This window comes from Acidithiobacillus sp. TH-A36, assembly GCF_057473445.1.
The window spans coordinates 1-3,013 of the sequence record NZ_JBYCKP010000146.1 but is presented as its reverse complement, the minus strand read 5'-3'; the positions used below and the strand labels follow the sequence as shown (position 1 = coordinate 3,013).

Annotated in this window: 4 protein-coding genes; all 4 read right to left on the bottom strand. The window is 52.5% G+C overall.

Translation table 11 applies throughout. The annotated features are described in order from the left end of the window. Positions 1-185: 185 nt before the first annotated feature. Complete coding sequence (locus AC2VLY_RS04055; protein WP_486893208.1) at positions 186-617, bottom strand: universal stress protein; 432 nt, start codon at positions 615-617, stop codon at positions 186-188. Further along, positions 617-2,155, bottom strand: coding sequence for a DHA2 family efflux MFS transporter permease subunit (locus AC2VLY_RS04050; protein WP_486921800.1), 1,539 nt, complete (start codon positions 2,153-2,155; stop codon positions 617-619). Before AC2VLY_RS04050 ends, AC2VLY_RS04055 begins: the two co-directional genes overlap by 1 nt. Beyond that, on the bottom strand, positions 2,152-2,595 hold the full coding sequence (locus AC2VLY_RS04045) for a MarR family winged helix-turn-helix transcriptional regulator (protein WP_300253178.1): 444 nt from the start codon (positions 2,593-2,595) through the stop codon (positions 2,152-2,154). Before AC2VLY_RS04045 ends, AC2VLY_RS04050 begins: the two co-directional genes overlap by 4 nt. A 136-nt stretch (positions 2,596-2,731) precedes the next feature. After that, the coding region (locus tag AC2VLY_RS04040; protein WP_486893002.1) for a YceI family protein at positions 2,732-3,013 on the bottom strand (282 nt) is incomplete at its 5' end.

The window sequence follows — 3,013 nt, the reverse complement described above, 5'->3', positions numbered from 1 at the left end:
TTTGTCTCTGGCGATTCTTTCTGAGGGATCATACACTTTGTTTCCTTATTCGGTAGTCAACGGAATCATGGCTAATGCTCTCTTTAATACACTCAAGCATTTCTTGCCATTGATTTTAACGACTTAAAAAACAAAATGTTAGGTGTTCTTTAATCACATAAAAGACCATCCATCTGGATGTTTTATCAGCTTTTTTTTGCGACCAGAATACTGCAGGGCAAACTTCTCAGGAGGGCTTTGGCAACAGATCCTTCCAGCCAGTGACCAAAGGAAAATTGGGGAATATGACCAATCACCAGTAAATCAGCGTGGATTTTTCGGGCATATTGGGCAATGGCCTCAGCGGGACTCCCCTCAACCGCCTGAGTGTACACGCTCAGGCCATTCTCACGGAGTTTTGTGGCAACCTCGTCCAGCCGGGTACGTATAGCCTCCCCTTCCCTACCCAGCATGTCTTCGGCACCTGCAGCTTGTGCCATCGCCATACCGCCGGTACTGACAATGACGCCAAACAAATGCAGTTCAGCCTGTGTGAGACCTGCAATATCTGTCGCCTGCTGCAGAGCGACACCACCTGAAGCACTCCCATCGTAAGCGACCATCACTTTCTGGAACATCAGCTTCTCCTTGCCGCCGCTTCCCGCTTTGGTGTACGAATAATCAACAACAAAGGAAAAATCGCCAGCGTCATCACCATCATCAGCCAGAAGTTATCAATATAGCCAATCATACTGGCCTGCCGGGTAATTTCATTATTGAGCAACATTTGCCCCATACTTGAATGAGGATTATACAGTTCTGCGACCGCAGGGTTTCCATAACCCGGATTGCGACCATCAATATGCGCTGCCAGCGTAGCATGCGCAATTTGGGTGTTGCGGGTCAGCAGGGTTTCCACCAAGGAAATCCCCAGGCTGCTGCCGACATTGCGTACCAGACTATATATGGCCGTACCATTGGCGCGCATCTGGGGACTGAGCGTGGCGAAAGTAGCCGTGCTCAATGGCACGAACACCAGGCCAATACCCAGGCCCTGCCAGACACCGGGCCAGATCACCTCACCCTGGCTGATCACCAGGCTGTAACCCTGCATTTCCCACAGAGAAAAGGCCGTTATGCCAAAGCCAATAGCCAGCAACAGGCGCAAATCCACCTTACCCACCAACCGACCTACAATGAGCATGGCGAGCATGGTGCCTAAACCACTCGGAGCCGTTACCCACCCGGCAGCTTCGGCCGTGTAACCCATCAGATCCTGGAGCATGGTGGGAATCAGGGCACGCGAGGCAAAAAGCACCACCCCTACGATAAAAATGAATAGTAATCCGGTCACATAATTGCGATTCAAAATCAGACGATAATCAAAAAAAGAGTGCTCGGGTGGAGTGCGCCAGGTATGCCAGATAAAATAAATGGCTGCGAAACCGGCCAGATAGGCTTCCACCCAGATTTCCACCGAACTGAACCAGTTCAGTTGTTGCCCCCGATCCAGCAATAATTGCAGGCCACCAATGGCCACACTGAGGCTGACAAAGCCTGCCATATCAAAGCGCATGCTGCGTCCCGGCGTATCGGCCGGAAACGATTTCCAGATTCCCCAAAGGGCCAGGATACCTACTGGCACATTGATGAAAAATACCCAGCGCCAGCCCATGCTGTCGGTCAGCCAGCCACCCAGAGTCGGGCCAATAATCGGACCCACCATGACCCCCATACCCCACAATGCCATGGCTGAGCCCTGTTTTTCCCGAGGATTGATATCCAGCAAGGTGGTTTGTGAAAGCGGCACCAGGGCAGCGCCAAATACGCCCTGAAACACCCGGGCGATGACAATTTCGAACAAGGAGGTGGAAACACCACACCACATGGAGGCCAGGGTAAAGCCGGCTACTGAGGCCAGGAAAATATTGCGCTTACCAAAGCGGTCTACCAGCCAGCCGGTCAAGGGCGTGGCGATGGCGGTTGCGACAATATAGGATGTCAGCACCCAACCAATCTGATTGAGCGAAACGGACAAGCTGCCCTGCATATGAGGCAGAGCCACATTGGCGATGGTGCTGTCCAGGGTCTGCATGATGGTGGCGAGCATGATGGCCAGGGTAATCAGCGGACGGTTCAGCCCTGCAGCATCCATGGGGACAGATGCCGAGCTCATGGAATGGGATCTTCCAACGTCTTTTGCAGTTGCTGAAGGACTTCCGTTATCTGGCGCAGTACCTCAACGTCCAGTTCTTTGAGTTTTTCATGACGGAAGTTCATCGCCACGCGCCGAACTTCCGCATACACCTCAATACCCTCTGGCGTCAGCAGTACGCGGCGGATACGACGATCATGGGCGTCTATTTCCCGGCGCAGCAGTCCCGCACGCTGGAGACGATCGAGCATGGCCACCACGGTTGGTTGTTCTACCGACAGACAATGGGCCAATTCGGTTTGAGTCATTGGTGCAGGGGCTTTCGCCAGATAAGCAATGCTCATCCAGCTGGCCTGGCTCAGACCCAATCCTTTCAGACGGCGATCCAAAGCGTGTCGCCAGGCTCGCGCAGTATCATGGAGCGCCAGAGCAAAATCCTGCTGTAACTGTTCCTCTGACATGATCCACTCCTGGCTTGTTTGTCATATGGTTCGCAACCTTATACTTAGCCATCTAAGTAATTGCAAGAAAAAAACCGGCAGTGGGCGGGGCCGCATTACAGCGACTTTGCTCTACGCCGATTTCAGGTTGGATCCATCAGGCGATTTTTTTACCTTCAATTTCTACCCGAATATGGACTTTGTTGGAAAGTCCTTCGGGAAGATAGGCCTTCATGCCGTAATCGCTGCGCTGAATGGTAGTAACCGCAACAAATCCGGACAAATAGCCACCCCAGGGTTTGGGAAGATAACTGACATCACCAGCGCCGGTTTCCCTGACCCGAAACATCATCGCCCGGGTAACACCATGCAGAGTCAATTTGCCATAGAGATCGCCCGCCGTTTTGCTGATCGGCTGATAACGGGTGCTGACAAAAGT

Excerpts from the sequence above, each read along its gene's own strand:
- AC2VLY_RS04055 (WP_486893208.1), bottom strand. The coding sequence starts at position 617 with ATGTTCCAGAAAGTGATGGTCGCTTACGATGGGAGTGCTTCAGGTGGT.
- AC2VLY_RS04050 (WP_486921800.1), bottom strand. The coding sequence starts at position 2,155 with ATGAGCTCGGCATCTGTCCCCATGGATGCTGCAGGGCTGAACCGTCCG.
- AC2VLY_RS04045 (WP_300253178.1), bottom strand. The coding sequence starts at position 2,595 with ATGTCAGAGGAACAGTTACAGCAGGATTTTGCTCTGGCGCTCCATGAT.